The sequence below is a fragment of the Cellulomonas sp. IC4_254 genome, assembly GCF_011603975.1.
Classification (GTDB): domain Bacteria; phylum Actinomycetota; class Actinomycetes; order Actinomycetales; family Cellulomonadaceae; genus Cellulomonas.
This window is the reverse complement of the sequence record NZ_JAANNB010000039.1, coordinates 1-23,783: the sequence shown is the minus strand read 5'-3', so window position 1 is coordinate 23,783 and position 23,783 is coordinate 1. Positions and strand designations below refer to the sequence as shown.

The window sequence follows — 23,783 nt, the reverse complement described above, 5'->3', positions numbered from 1 at the left end:
GCGCCCAGCAGGAGCTGGTGGCTCGCCGCCCCGCCCCGACGGCGCGGCGAGCCACCAGCTCCTGCTGGGCGCCGCGCTGACCCTCGTGGTGCTCGGCCAGGTGATGGTGCTGTCGGCGTCGGCCGTCAGCGAGATCGCCCGCGGGAACTCGCCCTACGCGCTCGCCGCCGAGCAGGCGCGGTTCGCGGTGCTGGGCGTGGTCGTCATGCTGCTCGCCTCGCGGGTGCCGCTGCGGGTCTACCGCCGGGTCGCGGGCCCGCTGCTGCTCGGGGCGCTGCTCCTGCAGGTGCTCGTGTTCACCCCGCTCGGGGTCGGGCAGGGCGAGCGGCGGAGCTGGGTCGCCCTGGGACCGGTCGTCGGCCAGCCGGCGGAGGTGCTCAAGCTCGGGCTGGTGCTGTGGCTCGCCCGGGTGCTGGCGGACCGGCAGGACACGATCCACGACTGGCGGAGCGCGGCCGTCCCGGCGGTGCCCGGGGCGGTCGTCGTGGTGGTCAGCACGCTCGCCGGGCACGACGTCGGCACCTCGCTGGTGATGGCCACCCTCGTCGCGACGGCGCTGTTCGTCGCGGGTGCGCCGCTGCGGCTGTTCGCCGTCGGCGGCACCGCGGTCGCGCTGGCCTTCGTCGCGGTGGCCGCCTCCGCGCCCCGGCGGGTGCAGCGGATCAGCGACTGGCTGGGCGGGGACTGCGACCCGCTGGGCAGCTGCTACCAGACCACCCAGGGCGTGCGGGCGCTGGCGTCGGGCGGCTGGTTCGGGGTGGGGCTCGGCCAGTCCCGGCAGAAGTGGTCCTACCTGCCCGAGGCGCACAACGACTTCATCTTCGCGATCATCGGCGAGGAGCTGGGCCTGGCCGGGACGCTGCTGGTGCTGGCGCTGCTCGGGGTGCTGGCGCTGGCGCTGATCCGCGTGGTCGGGCGGCACCGCGACCCGTTCGCGCGCATCGTCACCGGCGGCGTCCTCGGCTGGGTGGTGTCGCAGGCGCTGGTCAACGTCGGCACCGTCATCGGGCTGGCGCCCGTCATCGGGGTGCCGCTCCCGCTGGTGTCCGCCGGGGGGTCGGCGCTGGTCGCGACGATGCTGGCCCTCGGGGTGGTGCTGGCCTGCGCGCGCACGGAGCCCGGCGTGCCCGAGGCGCTGGCCGCGCGCCCGGGGGCGGTGCGGCGGTCGCTCGCCGTGCTCGGGCTCGGCGGCCCGGCGCGGCCGCGGTGGGAGCGGTGAGCGCCCGGACGACCGAGCTCGGCCTGCTCCTGCTGGCGCTGGCCGTCGCGGTCGCCGGCTACGCGCTCGGCGTGCTGGGCGTGACCGGCGCCCTGCCGGACGACCTCGCCGCGCACGCCGCGACCCTGACCGTCCCGGCCCTCGCGCTGCACGGGCTGGTCCGGTGGCGCGCCCCGCACGCCGACCCGGTCGTGCTGCCGGTGGTCGTCGCGCTCAACGGGCTGGGCCTCGCGATGATCTCCCGGCTCGACGTGGTGCGGGTCGCCCGCGGCCGGGACGCGCTCGCCGACCGCCAGCTCGCGTGGACGGCCGTCGCCGTCGTCCTCGCCGCCGTGGTGCTGCTGGCCCTGCGGGACCACCGCCTGCTGCGCCGGTACACGTACACCGCGATGGTGGCCGGGCTGCTGCTGCTCCTGCTGCCGATGGCCCCCGGGATCGGCGCGACGATCAACGGGTCCCGGGTGTGGATCCGGGTGGCCGGGATGTCGTTCCAGCCCGGCGAGCTCGCCAAGCTCACGCTGGCCGTGTTCTTCGCCGGATACCTGGTCGTGCACCGGGACGACCTCGCGCTGACGGGCAGGCGGGTGCTCGGCCTGCAGCTGCCCCGGGCGCGCTACCTGGCCCCGCTGCTGGTCGTCTGGGCGGTGTCGCTGCTCGTGATGTTCACCCAGCGCGACCTCGGGTCGTCGCTGCTGCTGTTCGGGGTGTTCACCGCGATGCTCTACGTCGCGACCGAGCGGCTGTCCTGGATCGTGCTCGGCCTCGCACTGGCCGGGACGCAGGTGCTGGTCGCCGCGTCGCACTTCGGCTACGTGCAGGCGCGGTTCGACGTGTGGCTGCACGCGCTCGACCCGGACGTCTTCGAGCGGCACCCCGGCGGCTCCGGCCAGCTCGTGCGCGGGCTGTTCGGCATGGCCGACGGCGGTCTCCTGGGTCGCGGCTGGGGGCAGGGCCGGCCCGACCTCGTCCCGTACGCCGAGTCGGACTTCATCGTGGCGTCGTTCGGCGAGGAGCTCGGCCTGACCGGCGTGGCGGCCCTCCTCGTGCTGTACCTGCTCCTGTGCCAGCGCGGGCTGCGCGCCGCCCTCGACGTCCGCGACCAGTTCGGCAAGCTGCTGGTCGCGGGCCTGTCGTTCGGGATCGCGCTGCAGTGCTTCATCGTGGTCGGCGGCCTCACCCGGCTGATCCCCCTGACCGGGCTGACGACGCCGTTCCTCGCGTACGGCGGGTCGTCGCTGCTGGTCAACTGGGTGGTGGCGGCGTTGCTGCTGCGCGTCTCGGACGGCGCCCGACGACCCGAGCCGTCCGCGCCCGTCGCCGCGGTGCCGGGCTGAGCCGCCCCGCGCGCCCGGCCGTGGCGAGCCGGCGCCGGCACGTCCACGGCGGCTCCCGCGTCCCGGAAAAGCCGGTGCGCCCGCCGGCCGCCGGTTGCTACGGTCGGTCCGTGGAGACGATCGAGGTCGACAGAGCCTAGCCATCGGACCGCCGGTGGCTCGCCCCGTCGTCCGACGCGCAGCGCCGGTCCGCCCCGAGGGCGTCGACCGCGCGGCGACGAGCCCTCGCGCCCCGTCCGGCGCCGCCCCGGTTGCCCGACCACGTCTCCCCCACCCCGCGCGCGGGGTCCGCGGGGAAGAGAAGAGCACGCCCGTGTCCCCGTCCCCTGTCGTCACCCTGCGCGCCGTCACCCTCGAGTGGCCCGACGGCACCGTCGCGCTCGACCGCGTCGACGGCACGTTCACCGCCGGCCGCACCGGCCTGGTCGGCCGGAACGGCGCCGGCAAGTCCACCCTGCTCCGGCTCGTCGCCGGCCTGCTCACACCCACGTCCGGCACGGTCGAGGTCGCCGGCGACGTCGGGTACCTCCCCCAGACGCTCACGCTCGCCCGGGACACCACCGTGGCGGAGCTGCTCGGCATCGACGGCACGCTCGCGGCGCTCCGGGCGATCGAGTCCGGCGACGTCGACCAGCGGCACTTCGACGCCGTCGGCGACGACTGGGACATCGAGGCCCGGGCCGGCGAGTCCCTGCACCAGATCGGGTTCACGGCCGCCGACCTCACCCGGCGCGTGGCGCAGGTGTCCGGCGGCGAGGCGATGCTGATCGCGGTCACCGGCCTGCGGCTGCGCCGCACGGCGGTCACGCTGCTGGACGAGCCGACCAACAACCTCGACCGCCCGACGCGCGCCCGGCTCGCCGGGATCGTCGACCAGTGGCCCGGGACGCTGGTGGTCGTCAGCCACGACCTCGAGCTGCTGGAGCACGTCGACCGGGTCGCCGAGCTGCACGACGGCACCCTGGAGACGTTCGGCGGCACCTACAGCGCGTGGCAGGAGCACCGGGAGGCCGAGCAGGCCGCCGCCGAGCAGGCCGCACGGTCCGCGCAGCAGGCGCTCCGGGCCGAGAAGCGGCAGCGCGCCGAGGCGGAGACGACGCTCGCCCGGCGCGCCCGCACCGCCCGCGCCACCCAGCGGGACGGCGGCATCCCGAAGATCCTCGCGGGCAACCGCGCGAGCCGGGCGCAGGCCTCCGCGGGCGCCCTGCGCTCGACGCTGGACGACCGGGTCCGGGCCGCGCAGACGGCCGTCGACGCCGCCGACGCGCGCGTCCGGGACGACGACCACATCCGGCTCGTGCTGCCCGACCCCGGCGTCCCGCGCGGGCGGCGGATCGCCGAGCTCGTGGACACGAGCACGGCCAGCACGGTCGTCGTCCAGGGGCCGGAGCGCGTCGCCCTCGTGGGCGCGAACGGCACGGGCAAGACGACGCTGCTGGAGCAGCTGGTGACCGGCGCCGCGCCCGCCCCCGGCCGGCCGCACGGGCGGCTGCTCACCGACGCCGTCGGGTACCTGCCGCAGCGGCTCGACGGCCTGGACGACGAGGCCGGGGCGCTCGCCGCGGTGCAGGCGGTCGCGCCGGGCACGCCGCCGGGCACGCTGCGCAACCAGCTCGCCCGGCTGCTGCTGCGCGGCGACGCCGTCGACCGGCCGGTCCGCACGCTGTCCGGCGGGGAGCGGTTCCGCGTCGCGCTGGCGCGGCTGCTGCTCGCCGACCCGCCCGCGCAGCTGCTGGTGCTCGACGAGCCGACGAACAACCTCGACCTCGCCAGCGTGGCGCAGCTCGCAGAGGCGCTCGACGCCTACGGGGGCGCGCTGCTGGTCGTGAGCCACGACCGGCCGTTCCTGGAGCGCATCGGGGTGGGCACCGTGATCGAGCTCGGCGCGGACGGGCGGATGCGGCGGCTCCCGGAGCTGCCCGCGTGACCGGGGCCGCTGAGTAGGTGGTCGGCGGCCGGCACTGAGTGGTCCGCGACCACCTACGGTCTGGCGTACCGCGAGCCCGACCCCCCGCTCGGGCTCGCGGTACCCAGCCGACCTCCCGCCCGACCCGAAGGGGCCGACGGTGACGACCTTCCTGCTGGCCGCCACGGCGGTCCTCGTCCTCAACGTCGTGGTCGGGGCCGCGCGCGTGCTGCGCGGCCCGACCACCCGCGACCGCACGACCGCCCTGCTGCTGCTGTCCACCACCGGCACCGCCGCGCTGGTGGTGCTCGCGCACGCCACCGGCACCCCGGCCCTGCGGGACGCCGCGCTGGCGCTCGTGGCGCTGGCCACCGTCACGGTGGTCGTCCGCGTCGCCGCCGAGCGGGGGTGGTCGTGATGCTCCTCGACGCGCTGACCGTCGTGCTGGTCACCGCGGGCTGCTTGTTCGTCACCGCCGGGACCGTCGGGCTGCTCCGGTTCCCCGACCTGTCGCAGCGCCTGCACGCGCTGACCAAGGCGGACACCCTCGGGCTCGGCCTCGTCGTGCTCGGGCTGGTCGTCCAGGGGCCCGGGTGGGCGGTCGCGGCGAAGCTCGGCCTGCTGTGGCTGCTCGCCCTGCTGGCCTCCGCCACGAACGGGGCGCTGCTGGCGCGCGGTGCGGCCCCGCCCCCGGGGACCGGGTCGGGCCCGTGACCGCGCTCCTCGACGTGCTGCTCGCCGCCGCGGTCCTGGTCGCCGCGGTCGCGACGCTGCTCGCGCCGCGGGCCGGCTCCGGCGTGCTGCTCTTCCTCGTCCTCGGTCTGCTCCTCGTCCTCGTGTGGGCCCGGCTCGGCGCCCCGGACGTCGCGCTCGCCGAGGCCGCGATCGCCTCGGGTGCCACCGGTGCGCTGCTCGTGTCGGCGGTGACCGGGCGCCGCCCGCCCGCGGAGCCGGACCGGGCGCGCCGGTCGTGGGCGGCGCTGCTCCCGCTCGGCGCCGCCGCGGCGGCCGGCGCGCTGCTGGGCGGGGTGCTGGTGCGGGCACGCCGCGACGGCGCCGGACCCGGCCGGCTCGGCGACCTCGCGCGGGAGGCCGACGGCGTCGTGAGCCACCCGGTGACGACCGTGCTGCTCGACCTGCGCGCGCTCGACACCCTGCTCGAGATCGCCGTGCTCACCGCGGCCGTCCTCGCGGCGCTGGCGCTGCACCGGGACGGCACGCTCGCCGCGGTCGCCCTGCCCGCCGACACCCGCCCCGTCCTGCGCGGGTTCGTGCACCTCGCGGTGCCGCTGGTGCTGCTGCTCGTCGGCTGGTTCCTGGTCGCGGGGTCGTCCCGCCCCGGCGGCGCGTTCCAGGCCGGCGCCCTGCTCGCCGGCGCCGCGCTGCTGCTGGCGCTCACCGGCCGGCGCGACCTGGTGCCCACCGGCCGGTGGCTGCCGCCCGCGGTGGTCGTCGGGCTCGCCGGGTTCCTCGCGCTCGCCGGCGGCACCCGGCTGCTCGCCGGCACGTGGCTCGCGCTCGCGCCGCCGTGGGGCGCCGCCGCCGTCCTCGCCCTGGAGGCCGTGCTCGTGGTCGCGATCGGCGCGGGGCTCGCGGCGCTCGTGCTCGCCGCCCGGCCGGACCGGCGGGTCGCCGCCCCCACGCCGCCGGCCGACGCCGCACCGGCCCCCGACCGGCAGGCCCCGCGATGAGCGCGCCCGACACGTTCCTCGTCCTCGGCGCCGTCGTGACGCTGCTCGGGGCCGCGCGCCTGCTGACCACCCGGGACCACCTGCGCCAGATCATCGCGCTGAACGTCGCCGGCGCGGGCACCCTGCTCGTGCTGGTCGCGCTCGGCTCGGAAGGCACGGGCACCGCCGACCCGGTGCTGCAGGCGCTCGCGCTGACCGGCATCGTCATCACGGTCGCCGTCACGGGGCTGGCGCTCGTGCTGGTGCGGCGGGTCGACGCCGCCGCGGCCGACGCCGACGCGGACGGGGACGGGGACGGCCATGGCTGACCTGCTGCTGCTCCCGGTCCTGCTCCCGCTCGCGGGCGCCGTGGCCACCGCGGTGCTGCCCTGGCGGCGGACCGTCGGGCTGACCGTCGCCGCCGCCCAGCTCGGGTTCGCGGTCGCGGCCGTCGTCGCCGTGCTGCGGGACGGTCCGCTGCGCGGGTCCCCGGGTGGCTGGGAGCCGCCGCTCGGCATCGCGCTGCGGCTCGACGGGCTGGGTGCGGCGGTCGGCCTGCTCGCGGCCGTGGTCGTGCTGGCCGTCCTGGGCCACGCGGTGGCCCGGCCCGCGGCCGCCGGCGGGCCGTCCGCCTGGCCGCTCACCCTGGTCACCGTCGCGGGGCTGCAGGCGGTCCTGGTGAGCGGCGACCTGTTCACCACGTACGTCGCCCTGGAGCTCATGACCGTCGGCGCGGTCGGCCTGGTCGCGCTGGGCGGGCGCCGGGCGCTGGCGCCCGCGCTGCGGTACCTCTGCGTCGCGGTGCTGGGCTCGTTCGCGTTCCTCGTGGCCGTGGCGCTGGTGCACGCCCGCACCGGCACCCTCACCCTGGAGCTCGCGGCGGGTGCGCTGCCGCCGGGCCCGGCGCTCGGCACGGTGCTCGCGCTGGCGACCGTCGGCCTCGGGGTGAAGGCCGTGCTCGCGCCGCTGCACGCCTGGCTGCCGGACGCGCACGCCGCGGCGCCCACGACCGTCAGCCCGCTGCTGTCCGCCCTGGTGGTCAAGGGCTCGCTGGTGGTGCTCGTCCGGCTGTGGTCGGCGCTCGGCGGTCACGCCGGCCTCGCGGTCGTGCTGGCCGTCCTCGGGTCGGGGGCCGTGCTGTGGGGCGGCGTGCTCGCCCTGCGCCAGGACCGGCTCAAGCGCCTCGTGGCGTACTCGACCGTGGCGCAGGTCGGCTACCTGGTGCTGCTGCTGCCGCTCGCGCTGCCGGCGCTCGACCCGGCGGCCCCGGACGGCGCCCGGACCGGCGCCCTGCTCGCCTGGGAGGGCGCCTTGCTCCTGCTGCTCGCGCACGGGCTCGCGAAGGCCGCCCTGTTCCTCGCGGCGGGGACCCTCGTCGGCGTGGCCGGCGGGGACCGGGTCGCGGACCTCGCGGGCACCGCGACCCGCGCGCCGATGGTGGTGCTCACCTTCGGCGTCGCAGGCGCGTGCCTCGCGGGCCTGCCGCCGTCGCTCGGGTTCACCGGCAAGTGGCGGATGCTGGAGGGCGCGGTGACCTCGGGCGCCTGGTGGGCCGTGGCGGTGCTGCTCGTGGGCGGCCTGCTCACGGCGTCCGCGACCGCCCGGGTGCTCGGCGTCGCGCTGCGCCCCGACCCCGACCCGGCGGCCGCTCGCCGAGGCGTCCCCGCCGGTGCGCGGTGGCCCGCCCTGACCCTGGCCGTGCTCGCCGTCGGCACCGGCGTCGGCTCGGCCTGGCTCGTGGACCTGCTGCTCGTCGGGGCGGTGCCGGCCGGATGACGACGACGACCTGGCTGCCGGTCCTGGTGCTCGCGAGCTCCCTCGTGCCCGCCGTCGCGATCTTCCTGCTGCCCGAGGACCGGCACCGCACCCGGACGACGCTGAACCTCGCCGGTGCGCTGGCGAAGGTCGGCCTCGTCGTCGCGCTGATCCCGCCCGTGCTCGCGGGTCGCCGGTTCGAGTGGCGGGTGCCGTTCCTGCCCGAGGTCGACCTGGTGCTGCGCGTCGAGCCGTTCGGGCTGCTGTTCCTCGGCCTGTCGGCGTTCCTCTGGCTGCTGACCACCGTGTACGCGATCGGGTACCTGCGGACGGACGGGCGGCACCGGTCCCGGTTCTTCGGGTTCTTCTCGCTGTGCGTGGTCGCCTCCTCGGGCATCGCCCTGTCCGGCAACCTCGTGACGTTCGTGGTGTTCTACGAGCTGCTGACCCTGGCGACCTACCCGCTGGTGGCGCACCAGCAGACGGCCGCCGCGCTGCGCGGCGCGCGGGTGTACCTGACGTACACGCTCGGCGGCGGGGTCGCCCTGCTGCTCGGCGCCGTCTGGCTCACCGCGCTGGCCGGCCCGGTCGAGTTCGCCCGCGGCGGCAGCCCCGCCGTCGCCGCCCTCGCCGCCGAGCAGCCCGGGGCCGCGCGGGCCGCGCTCGCCCTGCTGCTCGTCGGGCTGGCGGTGAAGGCGGCCCTCGTGCCGCTGCACGGCTGGCTGCCGCGCGCGATGGTCGCGCCCGCACCGGTCAGCGCGCTGCTGCACGCGGTCGCGGTCGTCAAGGCCGGCGTGTTCGGCGTCGTCCTCGTGGTGGACGAGCTCGCGGGGGTCGAGGTGGCCGCCGACCTGGGCCTGCTCGGCCCGCTGCTCGTGGTCGCGTGCGCGACGATCCTGTGGGGCTCCGTCCGCGCGCTGCGCCAGGACGGCCTCAAGGCGCGGCTCGCGTACTCGACGGTGGCCCAGGTCGCCTACGTGACGCTGGGCGTCGCGCTGCTCAGCCCGGTCGCGACCGTCGGCGGGGTGGTGCACGTCGTGCACCAGGGCCTGATGAAGATCACGCTGTTCTTCTGCGCGGGCCTGCTCGCGCAGACGCTCGGCGCCACCCGGGTCTCCGAGCTCGCGGGCGCGGGCCGCCGGATGCCGCTGACCTGCGCCGCGTTCACCGTCGGGGCGCTCGGCATGATCGGGCTGCCGCCCGTCGCCGGGTTCGTGTCCAAGTGGTACCTCGGGCTCGGCGCGGTGGACACCGGGCAGCCCTGGGTCCTCGTCGTGCTGGTCGTGTCGTCGCTGCTCAACGCGGCCTACTTCCTGCCGGTCGTCGGGCGGATGTGGTGGGGGCGGCCCGGCTCGACCAGCCGGTCCGGCACCCGGGCCCGGTGGGAGGCGCCGCCCGCCCTGCTCGTCCCCGCGCTCGTCACCGCCGGGTGCTCCCTGCTCGCCGCCGTGGCCGCCGGCGTCCCGCTCGCGCCGCTGTCGATGGCCTGGCTGATCGTCCAGGGAGGCTGACCGATGACCTGGCTCTGGCTGCTCGCCGCCCTGGCCCCCGCCGGCACCGCGGGCGCGCTCGCCCTCGCGGCCCTGCGCCCGCCCGGCGACCGGGCCCGGCGCCGGCTGGTCCGCGCCGCGCCGGTGTCGCTGCTGCCCGCGGCGGCGCTGGCGGTCGCCGGACCGGCGGCCGGCGACCTCGACCTGCCCTGGCTGCTGCTCGGCACCTCGGCGACCCTCGACCAGGTCGGCCGGCCGCTGCTGCTGACCGCCGCCGTGCTGTACGCCGCGACGCTGGCCACCGCCGCCCACGCCCGGGGCGGCCGCGCGGCCGTGCTCGCGGCGCTGCTGCTCACCTGCTTCGTCGGCAACGCGACCGCGTTCGTCGCCGCGGACGCGGCCACCTTCACCGTCGGCTACGCCGTGATGAGCGTCGCGGCCTACGGCCTGGTCGCGCACGACCGGACCGCCGCCGCCCGCCGGGCGGGGCGCGCGTACCTGACGCTCGGCGTGGTCAGCGAGGTCGCGGTGCTGGCGGCCGTCGTGCTCGTCGTGTCCGCGGGCGGGCTGCGGCTCGCCGACGCCCCGGCCGCCGTCGCCGCCTCGCCGCACACGGGCACGATCGTCGGGCTGCTGCTGCTCGGCTTCGGCATCAAGGCGGGCCTGGTCCCGCTGCACGGCTGGCTGCCCCTGGCCCACCCCGCGGCGCCGCCGCCGGCCAGCGCCGTGCTGAGCGGCGCGATGGTGAAGGCCGGGCTCGTGGGCTGGCTCCGGTTCCTCCCGCTGGGCGAGGTCGCCCTGCCGGGCTGGGGTACGGCGCTGGTGCTGCTCGCCCTGGTCGGGGCGTTCGGGGCGCTCGTCCCGGGCGTGCTCGCCCGGGACCCCAAGGTGGCCCTCGCCTACTCCTCGGTGAGCCAGATGGGGTTCCTCGCGGTGCTCGTCGGCGTCGCCCTGGTCGCGCCGGACCTCGCCCCCGCCTGCGTGCTCGCCGCCGTCGTCTACGCCGTGCACCACGGCATCGCGAAGGGCGGGCTGTTCCTGTCGGTGGCGGTCTGGCGGCGGCACGGCGCGGGGCGGTGGCGCGGGCTCGTGGTCGCGGGCACGGCGGTGCTCGCGCTCGCGGTGGCGGGCGCGCCGCTCGGCAGCGGGTCCGTCGCCAAGTACGCGGCGAAGCAGGCGGTCGCCCCCGCGCCCCTCCTCGTCGACGTGACCGCGCTGCTCCCCCTCGTCGGCACCGTGTCGACCCTCCTGCTCGCGCGCGCCGCCGTCCGGCTGCTCGCGGGCCCGGAGCCGGGGCGCGACGGGCTGGACGCCCCGCTGGTCACCTGGGCGGTGCTGGTGCTCGGCGGCACCGGCGCCACCTGGTGGCTCGCCGACCGGTGGGCCCCCGTGCTGCGGGTGCCCCGGCTGGACGCGGTGACGCTGTGGGACGCCGCGTGGCCGGTGCTGCTCGGCGTCGCGCTCGCCTGCGTGGCCGTCGTGGCCGCCCGCACGGGACGGCTGCCGCAGCGGGTGGCGACCGGGGAGCCCGAGCCGCTCGTGCCCGCGGGCGACGTGCTCGTGCCGGTCGAGCGCGCGACCGGCGCGCTGCTCGCCGCGCTCCCGGCCGCGGGCGACCGGGTCGCCGAGGTCCGGGACCGGGCGCAGGCCGCCGTGGTCCGCGCCGCGCACGCCCTCGGCCGGGCGCACCGGGTCGAGCGCGCCGAGGCCCGGCTGTCCGGGTGGGTGCCCTCCGGGGTCGCGCTGCTCGCCGTCGCCGCGGTGGCCGGGATCGCCCTGGCGGTGACGCCGTGACCGGGCGCGTCGCAGCGGCGCACCCGGCGCGGCAGGGCGCTGTCGGCCGCAGGCGCGGGATCGCGCGCGTCGCCCGGGCGGGGCTCGCCCGGGCCGCGCTGCTGGCCGTCGCCTGGTGGGCCGTGTCCGAGGGCGACCTCTCCGTGGCCGGGTACGGCGCGGCGGTGGTGCCGCTCGTGACCGCCGCGTCGCTCGCCCTCGTCCCCGCGGGCGGCCGGCCGCTCCGGCTGCTCCGGCGCACCCCGCCGGCCCTCCGGCTGGCGGGCTGGTTCCTCTGGCGGACCGTGCTCGGCGGGGTCGACGTCGCGCTCCGGGCCCTGCGCACCCCGGTCGACACCGACCCCGTCCTGCTCGAGCACCGGCTCACGCTGCCGCGCGGGGCGGCCCGGGTGCTGTGCGCCGACCTCAGCACCCTGATGCCGGGCGCCCTGTCGGTCGACCTGCGCGGCGACGTGCTCGTGCTGCACGTCCTCGACCGGCGGCTGCCGGCCCGCGCGCAGGTCGACGAGCTCCAGCGACGGATCGCCGCGGTGCTCGACGCCTGACCGGGTGAGGATCGCCGGTCCGCGGGCGACCCCCGCGGGTCGGGACCTCAGCCCGCCGGGGTCGCCCCCGCGTCGTCGCCGCCGGCCCCGGCCGTCATCCGCGCGGCCCGCACCGCCCGGCGCCGGTCGACCACGACCACCACGCCCAGCACCGCCACCGCGAGCGCGAACCCGGCCGTGACGTCGGTCAGGAAGTGGTAGCCCAGGTACAGCCGGCTCCCGGCCACGAGCAGGATGCCCACGCCGGTCGACAGCGCCCAGAGCACCAGCGAGCGCACGTGCGGGTTCCGGATCCAGATCAGGTACCCCACGGTCAGCAGGAACGTCGCCGTCCCGACGGTGTGCCCCGAGGGGAACGAGTACGTCGTCTCCGACCCGGGCACCGTCATGGTGTCCAGCGGCGGCCGCGGCCGCGCCACCCCCGACTTGATCGCCACCGACACCAGCGTGGACAGCACCATGGCGCCGGCGAGCAGCGCGGGTTGCCACCAGGAGCGGGTCACGAGGCCCCACACCAGGCACGCGACCACGACCACCACCGGCAGCACGCTCGGTCCCGTCACCGCCGAGACCGCCGTGAGGAACGCCGTCACCCCCGGCCCGCGCGCCGCCACCAGCCAGTCGAGCACCGGCAGGTCGGCCTCCGCGAGGTCGTCGCCCTCCGCCACCGCGTCGTGCACCACGAGCAGGCCGGTGATCCCCACGACCACCAGCAGCAGCCCGAGGACGACGGCGGCGCGCGACGTCGGGTCGCGCAGCTCCCCGCGGCGCGCCCACACGGCGCGTGACGACCGTCGGGCGGCGGTGACGGTCCGGGCGTACCAGGGCTCGCGGGGCATCGGGTGATCGTCGCAGGACTCGCCCGCGCCCGCCCGGGGAGCGTCGCCGGGTCTCAGACCGTCGCGGCGGACCTGTCCCGGGCGCGCCGCGCGACGAGCCGGTTCAGCCGCTCGGACATGACGAGCCCCAGCGCGACCAGCACGGCCGCGAACAGCGGGAAGATCCAGGTCCCCGCCCAGGCCGACAGCACCCCGAACAGCGGCGGCGCCAGCGTCGAGCCCGTGTACGCCGCCGCCATCTGGATGCCGATGATCGCCTGCGAGCTGCTGCGGCCGAAGTTGACCGGCGTGGAGTGGATGATCGCCGGGTAGATCGGCGCGCAGCCGAGCCCGGCGACGACGAGGCCCACGAGCGCCAGCACGTCGGTCCCGACGGGAAGCGCGATGAGCACGACGCCGACCGCGACCGTCGCGAAGCCCCCGCGGATCAGCAGCGTGTCGCCGATGCGGTCGGCGACGAACCCGGCGAGGAACCGCCCGCCGGTGATCCCCAGCAGGAACAGGGAGCCGAACGCCGCGGCGGTGGCGGTGTCGACCCCGCGGTCGGTCACGAGGTAGGTCGAGGCCCAGAGGATCGCGGTGCTCTCGAGCGCGCAGTAGGCGAAGAACGCGGTGAGGACCAGCAGGACGCCCGGGATGCGCAGCGCCTGCGCCAGCGGGACGTGCGCGCGGCCGGTCGTCGACGGGTCGTCCCCGCCGTCGACGGCGGCGTCCGGGGCGCCCGCGGACCCGGCCGCGCGGACGGCGTCGACCCTGCCCCAGAGCGGCAGGCTCACGAGCAGCACGATCGTCAGGGCGATCTGGATGCCGCCGACGATCCCGTAGGCGCCCGACCACCCGAGCCGGGTGCCGAGGGCGTAGCTCATGATGAACGGGCTGATCGAGGCGCCCACGCCCCAGAAGCTGTGCAGCCAGTTCATGTGCCGTGCGGCGTAGTGCACGGCGACGTAGTTGTTGAGCGCGGCGTCGACCGCCCCGGCCCCCAGGCCGTACGGGATCGCCCACAGGCACAGCATCCAGAAGGACCCCGACAGCGAGAAGCCCACGAGCGCGGCCGCCGTCATCCCCACGCTCACCGCGGTGACCAGACCGGCGCCGAACCGCCGCGTCAGGCGGTCGGACGCGAGGCTGGACACGATCGTCCCGACCGCGATGATCATCGTGAGGATCCCGGCGGACGCCAGCGGCACGCCGAGGTCCTCGTGCATCACCGGCCACCCCGACCCGACGAGGGAGTCCGGCAGCCCGAGGCTGATGAACGCGACGTAGACGATCGTCAGGAGGAGCGAGTACACGGCCGGCTGCGCCGCCTTTCCGCGGTTCGAGGTCCCTGGGCGCCGTCGGCGGGGCGATCGCGGCGCTGCCGGGCGATCCTACCGACCGGTCGGGGTCGGCCCCGGCCGGGACGAGTCCGCCCGCCGGGGTCGGGTCAGGCGCCGTCCGCCTGCGCGACGCAGAACTGGTTGCCGTCGGGGTCGGCGAGCACCGTCCAGCGGAACCCGGGCATCGTCTGCTGCGCCACCAGCGTCGCGCCGTCCGCGAGCAGGGCACGCACGGCCGCCTCCCGGTCCTGCGCGCGCAGGTCGACGTGCACGCGGTTCTTCCCGGGCGTGGGGTCGGCGACCTTCTGGAACGCGAGCGCCGGGCCGTCGGGCCGGTCGACGGTCACGAACCAGCCGTCCGCCTCGTCGCGCACGGTCCCGCCGACGTGCCGGGCCCACCACGTCGCCAGGGCGACGGCGTCGGTGGTGTCGAAGGTGATCATGCCCACGGCGAGGGTCGTCATGGCCACACCGTAGGGCCCGGCGGGGTCGCCGCGCGTCAGCCCCGGCGGAGGCTCGCGACCGCCGCGCGGTTCTCCATGCCCGTCTTGCGCCGGATGTTGCGCAGGTGGCTCTCCACGGTGCGCGAGCTGAGGAACAGCCGCTCGGCGACGGCGGCGTTCGAGTGCCCGAGCGCCACGAGCTCCACGACCTCCCACTCGCGCTCGGTCAGCCGGGCCTCGTCGGCGCGCGCCGGCGGCAGCTGGCGCCGGGCCTGCAGGGCGCGGGCGGCCGCACGCGCCTCCGCCGCGGCGACCGGGTCGCCGTCCAGCAGGAACATCCCCGCCGCGTTGAGGTAGCACCGGACCGCCTGCTCCGCGACCCCCTCGTCCGCGAGCCGGTGCGCGACCCGGACGAGGTCCTGCGGCTTGCGGTCGTACGACGCCTGCTTCGCGTCCAGGTAGGCCACGTACAGCGGACCGCCGAGCCGCTGCGCCACCGCCGCGAACGCGGGTGCCCGGGCCGGGTCGAGCTCCACGATCATCCGGTTCATCTCGGTCACGTCCGCCGCCAGCGCGAAGCCCTTGGCGCGCAGCCGGGCGCTGACGTCGTCCAGGACGCCCGCGGCCTCCGCGGCGCGGCCGTGGGCGTAGAGCTCCATCGCCGTCGTCCACGCCGGGTTCGCGAACGGCAGCGCCTCGCCGCAGCCGTAGTCCCCCGAGGCCAGGTCGAGCAGGCCCGCGGACACCGACTCGTGGCTGCTGTAGATCGACAGCGCCGCGAGCAGCACCCGGACCGCGCGGTCCGGCGGCAGCACGAGGGTCCCCGCCATCGCGCCGGACGACAGCACCGGGAACAGCTCGCGGCGCGCGGCGTCGAGCTCCAGCCGGGCACCGAGGCACAGGGCAGTCAGCAGGCAGCCGCTGACGTAGGCGGAGCGGGACAGCTCCGCCGTCGCCCGGCTCGCGGTGGCCCGGCCGTGCGCCAGGCCCGCGAGGAAGTCGCCCCGCCCGTACAGCGACAGGCCCACGAGCGCGTCGGCGCTCTCCCGCAGGAACCGCGGCCACTCCTGCCGGTCGACGTCCAGGACCGCCACCGTGCGCTCGTGCCGGCCCGCGATCGTGTGGCACGCCGCCAGAGCCACCCGGGCGGCGGCCGCGTCGAGCCCCGGCGCCGCGGTCCTCGGGGCCAGGACGTCCTCGTAGTCCGCGGGCAGCCCGTCGAACTCCGCCGCCACCACGTACAGCAGGCTGGACACCGCCTCGCGGTAGCGCATCGCGGCGGGCAGGTGCCGCCCGACCTGCGCCTCCACCTCGGTGACGCTGACCCCCTGCGCGACCAGCCACCGCGCCCGGTGGTAGCACAGCTCCACGTACTCGAACGTCTCCACGTCCGTCGTCAGGTCCGTCTGCGCCAGCACGTTCTCGATCGCGAGCCGGTCCCGGGTGCCGCACAGCAGCACCCGCAGCAGCGGGACCGCGTCGCGCACCCGCTTGCCGCCCCGCCACTGCTCGGTGGCCGCCGTGACGTCCGCCCCGAGCCCCTGCGCGAAGATCCCGCCGACGAACTCCGCCCGGGACGGGGCCGTCGTCAGCGCGCCCGCTCCCTCGCCCCGGTCGAGCCGCCCGCGGAGCCGGGCCAGGACCCGGGCCGTCTCCTCGTCCGGGACCGGCCGTCCGTCGACGATGCGCTCGATCGCGGCCGTGAGCAGCCGCCGGTGCCGACCCGTCAGCCGGTGCCGGTCCACGTAGTCGGCCAGCCCCGGCGGGTTGAGCACCACCAGGTGCGCCGCACCGGCCGGGACCGTCTGGATCAGCTCCGTCGCGTCGAGCTCGTCGAGCATCTCGGCCCCGAGCAGCTGCAGCGCCAGGGCGAACGGCAGCGCCCCCGTCACCGCGAGGACCCCCACCGCGTCCCGGACCTCCGGGCGGTGGCTGGCCAGGTAGGTCGCGTAGACGCCCTGCATCTCGGGCGACCAGACGTGCTCGCCCGTCCAGGTGTCGCCGACCCGGTGCAGCGCGCCGTGCCCGATCGCGCCGTCGAGGATCGCCAGGGCGAGGCCCGGGATGCCGGCGGAGTCGCTGTGGATCCGGGCGCCGACGCTCGGTGCGACCGGCCCGCCGGCCCGCTCGTGCAGCAGCTCGTGCAGGTCCTCGACCGGCATGCCGTCCAGGTGGAGCTGGACCAGGGGCTGCGAGGTCTCGGCGAGCCACGCGCCGGCGTCCTCCCGGTCCCGCGACGGCAGCGTCGTCGCCACGACCGGGACGCCCAGCCGCTGGTGCAGCAGGCGGACCACCCCGCGCGACGACTCGTCCAGCAGGTCCGCGTCGTCGATCACCAGCGTGTGTCCGCCGCCGGACAGGTGCGCCTGCAGCACGGCGTACACCTGCGCGAACGCCAGGTCGTGCGCCCCCAGCTCTCCGCCGACCCGCGGGGGCAGGCTGACGCGGAGCACCTCGAGGTCCGGGACGTCCCGGGCGCCCGTCACGCGGAAGACGTCCCGGCCGCGCTCGGTGAGGGCGTGCTCGACCGCGCGCAGCAGCGACGTCCGGCCCGACCACCGACCCCCGATGAGCCGCACGCTCCGACCGCGCACCACCAGGTCCACGACGCGCTGGACCTCGACGTCCCGCACGGGCACGCTCCGCTCCTCCGCCTCCCGCTCCCGCGCACCGATCGCACCGTCGGCGCCCGGCGGGTCGGTGTGGAGAGGAACCACTATCCCCATGGCGCGGACCTCTTCCATCTCAGGCCCCACCGATCCCCAGTGGAGCACCGCGGGGTCCCGAGCGCAACGGGCTCACCAGCACGGATCTCCGCCGCGGTGCGGCCGGTCACGGACGCGTCGCGGGCGGTGTCCCCGGTCCGGCGTGCTGCGACGGGTCGTCCGGCGCGCGTCGCGCCCGGGACAGCAGCGCCCCGAGCGCCACCAGGACGGCCGCCACCGCGAGCCACCAGGGCCACAGGCCCGTGACGGCGAGGCCCTGCGAGGTCCCGGACCCGTCGTCGAGGTAGCTGATCGCGAACCGGGCCTCGACGGTGAGGACCTGGCCGGGCAGCGCCGTCAGCGGCCCGGGGTCGGGCAAGGACACGCGCACCGGGATGCTCGTGGGCGTCCCCGCGCTGACCGCCGGGCTGGTTGCGAGGGCGTGCCCGTAGGTCTGCGGCCTGGCCAGCGTCCCCGCGTCGTGCCAGCTCAGGACCTCGCCACCCGCGTCGACGCGCCCGTACTCGACGACGAGCGCCTCGGCGAGGTCCGGGGAGACGACCCCGACCGGCTCGAGGACGCCGTCGTACGGCACCGCGGCGGCGCGGTCGCCGGTGACGGTCCACCGGCCCTCGACGAGGTCGCCGGGCACGTCGAGGTCGAAGGTGTGCACGAGGGGTGCGCCGACCACCGTGACCGGGCCGGGCGCGGGGACGGTGCCGCGCTGGTGCGCCGCCCCCGGGGCCGCCCCGCCGGTGAGCAGCAGCACGCCCGCCCCGACCAGAGCGGCGACGCCGGCCGTCCGGCGCCGCCACCCGCGGTCCCGCCGCGCGCGGTCCCGCCGTGCGCGGTCCGGCCGTGCGCGGGACGGCCGGCTCCCGGCCGGCGGGCGTGGGCCGGGTCGTTCCGCGTCGGTCCGCCGTCCGTCGTCCATCGTGGTCTCCTCTGTCGTGCCTGTCGCCCGTGGTCGTCCTGGTCCGCGCCGGGACCGGTCATGCGGCCCGCGGCAGGGCGTCCACCAGCTGCACCCGGGGCACGGACCGCAGCTCCACGTGCGGCCCGGTGAACGCGACCGTGACCCTGGCGACCGGCGACACGTTGCCGTGCCAGTCGCGGGCGTAGGCGTCGACCACCGCCCCGATGAGGAGCCAGGTCGCCGGCGAGCACGCGAACCGGCCGGTCTCCGGGTCGGCGACCGCCCGGCAGGCCTCCGCACCGGTGTCGGCCTGCGTGACGACCACCTCTGCGCCCGGCTGCGCCCACCCGGTGACGACGATGCCCGTCGTCGCGTCCAGGCGCGGGGCGTCCGGCGGGACGGCGCAGTTGCCGGTCAGCGCGGCGACCCGGCTGTACTGCGAGGACTCCAGGTCGCCGTCGGCGGCCGAACCCCGGGCCGCCGCGGAGTGCGTCTGCAACCGGACGAAGCCGTGCACCTCGTCCGTGTCCGGGTCCACCGGCACGTTCGCGCCGTGCTGCTCCGCGATCCACCGGAGAGCCGGGCTGCCGACCTCCGGCAGGTCGACGGCGAGCCGCTGCGCGGTCTGGCTGTCGAACGGGCCGTAGGTGCCGAGGTAGACCTCCGCTGTCCGGTCCGTGGTCCAGTAGACGTCGAGGTAGATCGGCGTCTGCGGGACCTGGTTCCCCGTGCCGGAGAGGGCGGTCACCTCGACCTCGGCCCGGCAGAGCTGGTCCGCCTGCCGTGCGGCGACGGCAGCGGTCGGGTACCAGGTGTTGATCTTCCGGTTGGACTGGTTGCCCGAGGTGACGTACAGGCCGTTCCCGGTGGAGGTCTCCTCGGCCGCGCCCGCGCTGGAGCCGCCGGTGCGGGTGCCGAAGGTGTTCCGGGCGACCGTCTCCTGCCCGACGTGGTGGAACCGGATGGTCGAGACGGACGCGTACCCGTCGAAGTGGTTGTCGACGATCGCCATGTTGGCCTGGATGGTGTTGTTGTTGCCGGTGCTGAGGCCACGGTGGTAGATGGCGTACGGGTTCAGCCCGGCCACGTTGCCCCCGGTCACGCCGGGCTCCGCGCGCTCGAAGTAGTTGCGCGCGATGACGTTGTTCCCGACCATCTGGGTGATCGGCAGGACGATAAAGGCGCCGTACTTCTTCGGGTCCGCGGACGAGGGGTTGTGCCGGCGGTTGTTGACGAATTCGTTGTCGGTGATCTGCAGGTCCGTCAGCTGGACGCCGTAGCTCCGGATCCCGTCATTGGTCGCGACGGTCTCGCCGTCGCTGAACGGGAACCCGAACACGCCCTTCACGCCCGGCATGTTCTGCACCCGGGAGTTGGTGAACGTGAAGTCGACGACCCGGATGTTGCTGTTCGCGTTGCGGAACCGGAAGTCGATCAGCGACGTGGCGCAGCCCGTCCCGTCCGTCGCGGTGCAGGACCCGGAGGTCGGGTAGTCGAACAGCACGTTGTCGATCGTGTAGTTCGTGAACGTCGTGTTGGCCGCCGAGTCGAACCACAGCAGCCCCGTCCGGGAGGCGTTCGCGGTGGTGCCGGTGGCGTGGTGCGCGAACCCGGACACCGTGTAGTTGCGCAGCGTCACGTTCCGCGACCCGCTCCGGAAGGTGATGAACCGCTTGGGCGCGTTCGACGCCCGCGTGCGCGTCTCGCCGCCGTCGATCAGCACGCCGTCCGCGTTCGGCCCCATCACGAACGAGGAGCCGGAGCCGAAGATCTGCGACACGTTCCGGAACGTCACCCCGGGGCCGTCGACGAAGAACGCCGCGCCCTCGGACGTGGCGTACGTGCCGTCGTTGATGCTGAGCCGGTTGTCGAGGTCGATCGTCACCGGCGCGGTGACGCGGTAGAACGCGCCGCCGGTGTCGCGGGTCGACACCGTCGGGCTGCCGGTCGCGGTGGGGAACATCCAGTTCGGGCGGTTGCTCGCCGCGGCGGTGTTCGTGCCGTCCGGGACGATGTTGCCGGACAGGCCCTCGGCGACGGTGATGAGCACCTCGCCCGCCGGGCGGTTCAGCGCGTTGGACTCCTCGAGCGCGGCCCGCAGCGTGCACGTGCCGGCCGCCGTCGCGCAGACGCCGTCGCCCGGGGTCGCGTCAGGGCCCCCGAAGTCGAGGGAGTCGACCACGAGGCGCACGACGGGCTCGGGCTCGGGCTCCGCGACGACGTCGTCCTGCGCGGTCGGCGGCTGCTCCTGCGCACCGGCGGGCTCGTCACCGTCCGCGGGGCTCGCACCCGGGGCGTCGGCGGGGTCGGCGTCGGCGGGGTCGGCGTCGGGCGCCAGGGCGTCCGCGGGCGGGGCGTCGGCCGGCTCGGCGTCGGGGGCCGTCAGGTCGGGGGTCGTGAGGGCCTCGACCAGGGCCTGGGGCTCCGTGTCGTCGAGAGCGGGCGACGCCTGGGCCGGGGTGAGGGCGAGGAGGGTGGACACGACGAACGCGCCGGTGACGGCTGCCGTGAGCCGGCGTCGTGCGGGGACGATCGTCATGTCGATCACCTTCCGGTGGTCAGCGCCGGCTCGCCCCGGGAGGCGTCGGCGGTCGGGTCCTCGGTCGCGGGTGCGGGCGCGGGGGCCGTGGGCGGCGTGGCACCGGGCGGCGTGGCCGCGGAGCGGCGCACCGGGACGAGCAGCAGGGTCAGCGCCGCGGCGGCGAGCACCACCCGGCCGACCGGGTTCTGGCTGAGGTCGAACGCGGTGGCTACCGGCCCGGTCATCGCGAGACGGGGCGTGCCCAGGACGGCCTCGGGCCGGACGGGCCGCGGGTCGCGGGTCTCGTTGTTGTCGCCCTGGAGCCACGCGCCGTCGGCCGTGGGCTCGACCACGCGGTGCACGTACTGGGCGGCGTCGTCGGGGTCGTCGTTGAACTTCACGACCACGATCGCGCCGACCTGGTCGAGCTCGTCGCCGACGGGCTGCCGGACCAGGAGGACGTCACCGATCTCGTACGTCGGGGACATCGACCGCCCGGTGACGGTCATGAAGAAGTCGCCGGTGACGACGGTCCACCCGAGCGGCAGCCCCATCACGACGAGCAGGACCACGGCCAGGGATCGGACGGTGATGCGCAGCGGCTGCATGCCGGTCCTCTCGGGGCGGGCGGATCGGTGGGTGGAGCCGCGCGGGGACGCACGGCGGTGGTGGTGCCGTGCGTCCCCGCGCGGGTCGCGGGATCAGGCCGTGCGGTCCAGCGGGTCGATGTACGACACGGTGAAGTTCGCGACGACCCGCAGCTCGGCGCCGATGTTCTCGTCGTCGGCGAGGACCCGCGGGTCCGGCAGCACGACGCGGACCGTGATCGGCCGCTCCTCGCCACCGGCGATCGTCGAGTCGCCGAGGTTCAGCGCCTCGGCGTAGCTGACCTGGTCGGCGAGCGTGCCGGCCGGGACCCAGCCCTCGATCGCGCCGCCAGCGCCGTGCACGCCGTACTCGACGGTCAGCGCGGCGGCCAGCTCCGGGGAGATGGCGCCGACCGGCACGAAGGTGCCGTCGAACGGCGCCGCCGCCTTGCCCTCGTTCGTCAGCGTCCAGGACGCCTGGACGAGGTCGTTGTGCGTGGACGAGTCGAACTCGTGGACCATCGGGTCACCGGCGATCTTGAGGAGCGCGCCCTCGGTCTCGGTCTCCGGACGGTTCTCGTCGTACTCCTCGGGCACCGCGGTCCGGAAGTCGTTGCCGGTGATGCTGGTGTACAGGGTGGTCAGCGCGCCACCGCCGGCGAGGCCGACGGCCAGGGCGCCGACGCCGACGACGGCCCAGAGCTTCTTGCGCGACTTCTTCTCGCCGTTCTCGGTCGTGTGGTTCATCGTTCTCACGATCTCCGTCTCATGGGATGTCCCGGCCTGCGAAAAGGTGCGCAGGACTTCGGAAAGGGTGGGAATCAATGGCGCCGGTGCATCCACCCTCGGAGGAGGCTCGATGCGTGCGCCAACGGCTGTTTTGCCGCTACAAGACTAAGTTGGCCGCCGAGGGAATGAGCCGACCGAAGGCGAATGTCAGGGGAATATGGCCCGGAATGCGGGCGGCGCTCGTGCGCCTTCCGCAGCCATCTGAGCACCCCCTTAGGACGAAGGTCCTGAGCCCGCACCCAGGCGCCCGGGGACCGTGCGGGCTCCGACGCACTCAGGGCGGTTTTCGCAGGACCAACGTCCCGTGGCCACCAGTCCGACGGGCAGACGGCGGAGGCCACAGGGCACGTCCCCCACGCCCCGGTCAGGGGCGTCGACCGAGTGGGCCGGACCATTTCCGTGACGTCGTGGAGGAGGGCCCGGCCGTCATCCGTACCGCATGCTCAAGGCGCTCGGACCACGACCGATGGAGATGACGTGCGATTTCCCGCCCTCGAGCACACGCAGCCCCAGTGGTACGAGCTCTCCGCCGACGCGTCGGCCGATGCCTCGCTCGCCGCAGAACCGGACGGACACGACCACGAGCTCGAGCGACGCCTGAGCGGACCGGGCCGGATCGACGACGCGGGCATGCCCGCGTGGCGATGGCTGTCGACGACTCGCGAGCCGTTCGACCTCGTCTGGACGGTCGACGGGGTGCGCCTGGTCAGCCCGCGGGTGCGGGACGTGCTGGACGCGCACCTCGGCCCGAAGGACGAGGTGCAGTGGTTGCCGGGGGTGGTTCGGCATGGCGGGGGTGAGGACCTGCCTTACTGGACCCCGCACTTCCCCGTTCACCACGACGTCCTGGACGAAGAGCTCACCGAGCGAGACCCCCGCCTCGGCACCCCCGGGCGCTACTTCTACTCGCCGGCCAAGCTCGCCGGCCACGGGATGACGACCTGGCACACCCCCGCGCGAGACGTCGAGGCCTATGGCCGTGTGGTGCACATGCCGTCCCGCATCGCAGGACTCACGGTTGTCGTGAGCGCCGCGATCGCACGAGACCTCCGGGCGGTCGGCGTCACCGGCGCCAGGCTCACGCCGGCGCCGGTGACGTGACGGAGACCGTCCCTGTTCCCTGCGGGCGTCCGGGCCGAAGGCGACCCACCTCGCGCTGAGCCGATGGGGTGAACGGCGCCCATCTGGGCCGTGCCGCCTTCTTCGCCCGGATAGGTTCCAGCCCACCGCGGCGACCGGCCGTGGGCGAGGAGACGGACGACCCGTGTCGGCTGCGGCACGTGGCTCGATGGACTCCGCCGCGTCGCGCGCGGGCGGCGACGCCCCCGGAGAACACGGGCTTCCCGAGGTGACGATGTACTTCGAGAAGACGACGCGCGAGCAGGCTGAGGAGCTCGTGCAGCACGTGATCGCCCTGGAGCCGGTGCGGCTGCGGGAGCTGGCGGCGTGGATGCACGCCACCGCCGGTCCGTTGGACGAGATGGATGGCTCCTCGGCCTCGCTGGTGCCGCTGTGGCGGTGGTTCGTGGCGTTCGTGGACCAGGGCTGCCCGGGTGTCGGCGACGACGAGTTACCGGCGTTCTGGCCCACGCCGTGCGGGTTCCAGCAGGACTCCCCGGAGCAGCGCGCGGCCGCGGCCGGGATGCGCCGGGCGCAGGTGGCTGCGGAGGGGCTGTCGTTCTACGTGCGCCTGGTGCTCGAGCGGCAGACCGGTCGTGCGCAGTGGCACGCATTCGAGGAGCGCCCGAACCAGCCGGACTGCCGGCAGCACGCCCCGACCCTGCTCCTCGGTGACGGGGGCGAGGCGGACGGGATGCTGTGGACCTGGGGCATGGGTGCCTACGACGGCACGCCGACCCTGCGCGAGGAGGGCAGGTTGTTCGTGAGGTTCGCCCGTCGCAGGTGGGACCCCCGGCCGCCAGACCCCGGCGCACCCTCGCTGCTCCGC

General features: G+C 76.1%; 21 protein-coding genes. 13 read left to right on the top strand and 8 right to left on the bottom strand.

The genetic code is table 11. From position 1 onward, the window contains the following. The 11 genes from ftsW to G6556_RS06205 all read left to right on the top strand — a co-directional run. A partial coding sequence (gene ftsW, locus G6556_RS06255; RefSeq protein WP_166939548.1) for a putative lipid II flippase FtsW occupies positions 1 to 1,219 on the top strand: 1,219 nt, incomplete at its 5' end. Next, the gene (locus G6556_RS06250) at positions 1,216 to 2,553 is read left to right on the top strand and encodes an FtsW/RodA/SpoVE family cell cycle protein (RefSeq protein ID WP_346774753.1); all 1,338 of its coding nucleotides are present in this window, start codon (positions 1,216 to 1,218) and stop codon (positions 2,551 to 2,553) included. The genes ftsW and G6556_RS06250, both read left to right, overlap by 4 nt. A gap of 313 nt (positions 2,554 to 2,866) precedes the next feature. After that, positions 2,867 to 4,480, top strand: coding sequence for an ATP-binding cassette domain-containing protein (locus G6556_RS06245; protein ID WP_166939544.1), 1,614 nt, complete (start codon positions 2,867 to 2,869; stop codon positions 4,478 to 4,480). A 139-nt stretch (positions 4,481 to 4,619) separates the two neighbouring features. Continuing rightward, positions 4,620 to 4,877: a monovalent cation/H+ antiporter complex subunit F gene (locus G6556_RS06240; protein ID WP_166939543.1), complete on the top strand. Its 258-nt coding sequence runs from the start codon at positions 4,620 to 4,622 to the stop codon at positions 4,875 to 4,877. Further along, complete coding sequence (locus G6556_RS06235) at positions 4,877 to 5,173, top strand: monovalent cation/H(+) antiporter subunit G (protein WP_166939541.1); 297 nt, start codon at positions 4,877 to 4,879, stop codon at positions 5,171 to 5,173. Before G6556_RS06240 ends, G6556_RS06235 begins: the two co-directional genes overlap by 1 nt. Then, positions 5,170 to 6,150, top strand: coding sequence for a DUF4040 domain-containing protein (locus G6556_RS06230; protein ID WP_166939539.1), 981 nt, complete (start codon positions 5,170 to 5,172; stop codon positions 6,148 to 6,150). The genes G6556_RS06235 and G6556_RS06230 overlap by 4 nt, the downstream gene beginning before the upstream one ends. Next, entirely contained in the window at positions 6,147 to 6,458 is a 312-nt protein-coding gene (locus G6556_RS06225; protein ID WP_166939538.1) for an NADH-quinone oxidoreductase subunit K, read from the top strand. The genes G6556_RS06230 and G6556_RS06225 overlap by 4 nt, the downstream gene beginning before the upstream one ends. Continuing rightward, on the top strand, positions 6,451 to 7,905 hold the full coding sequence (locus tag G6556_RS06220) for a proton-conducting transporter membrane subunit (protein WP_166939536.1): 1,455 nt from the start codon (positions 6,451 to 6,453) through the stop codon (positions 7,903 to 7,905). The genes G6556_RS06225 and G6556_RS06220 overlap by 8 nt, the downstream gene beginning before the upstream one ends. After that, positions 7,902 to 9,395, top strand: a complete 1,494-nt coding sequence (locus G6556_RS06215) for a proton-conducting transporter membrane subunit (protein WP_166939534.1) — start codon at positions 7,902 to 7,904, stop codon at positions 9,393 to 9,395. The genes G6556_RS06220 and G6556_RS06215 overlap by 4 nt, the downstream gene beginning before the upstream one ends. 3 nt (positions 9,396 to 9,398) lie before the next feature. Beyond that, positions 9,399 to 11,168, top strand: coding sequence for a proton-conducting transporter membrane subunit (locus G6556_RS06210; protein WP_166939532.1), 1,770 nt, complete (start codon positions 9,399 to 9,401; stop codon positions 11,166 to 11,168). Next, entirely contained in the window at positions 11,165 to 11,713 is a 549-nt protein-coding gene (locus tag G6556_RS06205) for a Na+/H+ antiporter subunit E (protein WP_166939531.1), read from the top strand. Before G6556_RS06210 ends, G6556_RS06205 begins: the two co-directional genes overlap by 4 nt. A gap of 47 nt (positions 11,714 to 11,760) precedes the next feature. Here the strand turns inward: G6556_RS06205 and G6556_RS06200 are convergent, their stop codons facing one another. The 8 genes from G6556_RS06200 to G6556_RS06165 form a co-directional block, all read right to left on the bottom strand. Beyond that, positions 11,761 to 12,552 (bottom strand): phosphatase PAP2 family protein, encoded by a 792-nt coding sequence (locus G6556_RS06200; protein WP_166939529.1) that lies wholly within the window; start codon positions 12,550 to 12,552, stop codon positions 11,761 to 11,763. Between the two features lie 53 nt (positions 12,553 to 12,605). Continuing rightward, entirely contained in the window at positions 12,606 to 13,847 is a 1,242-nt protein-coding gene (locus G6556_RS06195) for an MFS transporter (RefSeq protein ID WP_166939526.1), read from the bottom strand. 134 nt (positions 13,848 to 13,981) lie between these two features. Further along, positions 13,982 to 14,338: a VOC family protein gene (locus G6556_RS06190; protein ID WP_166939524.1), complete on the bottom strand. Its 357-nt coding sequence runs from the start codon at positions 14,336 to 14,338 to the stop codon at positions 13,982 to 13,984. 35 nt (positions 14,339 to 14,373) lie between these two features. Next, complete coding sequence (locus G6556_RS20160; RefSeq protein WP_166939522.1) at positions 14,374 to 16,956, bottom strand: helix-turn-helix transcriptional regulator; 2,583 nt, start codon at positions 16,954 to 16,956, stop codon at positions 14,374 to 14,376. A gap of 193 nt (positions 16,957 to 17,149) precedes the next feature. Next, a complete protein-coding gene (locus tag G6556_RS06180; protein WP_166939520.1) occupies positions 17,150 to 17,791 on the bottom strand; it encodes a hypothetical protein in 642 nt (213 codons plus the stop codon). A gap of 223 nt (positions 17,792 to 18,014) precedes the next feature. Further along, positions 18,015 to 20,477 carry an Ig-like domain-containing protein gene (locus tag G6556_RS06175; protein WP_166939518.1) on the bottom strand — a complete coding sequence of 821 codons (2,463 nt, stop codon included), beginning with the start codon at positions 20,475 to 20,477 and terminating at the stop codon, positions 18,015 to 18,017. Positions 20,478 to 20,482: 5 nt separating this feature from the next. Continuing rightward, entirely contained in the window at positions 20,483 to 21,067 is a 585-nt protein-coding gene (locus G6556_RS06170) for a S26 family signal peptidase (RefSeq protein ID WP_166939516.1), read from the bottom strand. A gap of 93 nt (positions 21,068 to 21,160) precedes the next feature. Next, positions 21,161 to 21,793 (bottom strand): hypothetical protein, encoded by a 633-nt coding sequence (locus tag G6556_RS06165; RefSeq protein ID WP_166939514.1) that lies wholly within the window; start codon positions 21,791 to 21,793, stop codon positions 21,161 to 21,163. A 519-nt stretch (positions 21,794 to 22,312) separates the two neighbouring features. Between G6556_RS06165 and G6556_RS06160 the strand changes: the two genes are divergently transcribed. After that, a complete protein-coding gene (locus G6556_RS06160; RefSeq protein ID WP_166939512.1) occupies positions 22,313 to 22,936 on the top strand; it encodes a hypothetical protein in 624 nt (207 codons plus the stop codon). Positions 22,937 to 23,099: 163 nt separating this feature from the next. Further along, the coding region (locus G6556_RS06155) for a hypothetical protein (RefSeq protein ID WP_166939510.1) at positions 23,100 to 23,783 on the top strand (684 nt) is incomplete at its 3' end.